At 39.2% G+C, this 811-nt stretch carries 1 protein-coding gene; it reads left to right on the top strand.

Annotated elements, in window-relative coordinates; translation table 11 throughout:
• Nucleotides 1-353 (top strand): transposase family protein (locus CBG25_RS20115; protein ID WP_290603898.1); only part of this gene is annotated, 353 nt, incomplete at its 5' end.
• Nucleotides 354-811: the final 458 nt, after the last annotated feature.

The raw sequence follows: 811 nt of genomic DNA, 5'->3' as shown, positions 1-811 counted from the left end.
TGAGCAAAAATGGGCGCCGTCACGATAAACGCTTACTCGATAAAGTCGATATAATTCGCCATATTCCTCCTGAGGTAACCATCTGGGCAGATACCGGTTTTCAAGGTATAGATAAACAGCATCCTAATACACAAATCCCAAAAAAAGGAACTCGAAAAAGACCTTTATCGCCTGAACAAAAACAAGAAAATAAAATAATCTCGGGCATCCGTATTACAGTTGAACACGCCATCGCGGGTATCAAGCGCCTCGGTTGCATGACCCAAATTTTACGGAATCGTAGACCCTTTATTGATGATACCTTCTTACTCCTTAGCGCAGGTCTTTGGAATTTCCATCTCAGAACAGCGTAAAATTTACTTCAATCACCGAAACACCCTTATTTCACTATTAAGCAACACGCTTACTCGCTTATTGAGTTCCCCGATATCAAGGAAACGGTATCTCACATTAATATCAAATGACCTTCCCATTCCTTCCCCTTAAATATCACACGAGTTTCGCACAGGCATATAAAATTCTAAAAATGGCTTAAAAGCAATGATTAATCTGCAAGTTACTAAAAAACATAAATTTTCTTAAATTACAATAAGTTGTATTTGATTTATAAGGTTTTGACTATTTATATATCATGCTGAATTAAACTTAAAAATAGAGCGTTTTTTTATTGGTGCGAAACTCGTGTATCAATCTCGTATATCCAGTCCCAGCGGTGCGACGCTTTCTCTTCCTGCTCTCGAAACATGCCTGCCTTGCGCTGCTCTTTGGTTAGCGGATCTGTCGTTATCGTTTTGCGGGAGTGGCAGCTTAT

Source organism: Arsenophonus sp. ENCA (assembly GCF_002287155.1).
GTDB classification, from domain to species: Bacteria; Pseudomonadota; Gammaproteobacteria; order Enterobacterales; family Enterobacteriaceae; genus Arsenophonus; species Arsenophonus nilaparvatae.
Note: the sequence above shows the minus strand (reverse complement) of the source record. Positions and strands in the feature narration are given on the sequence as shown.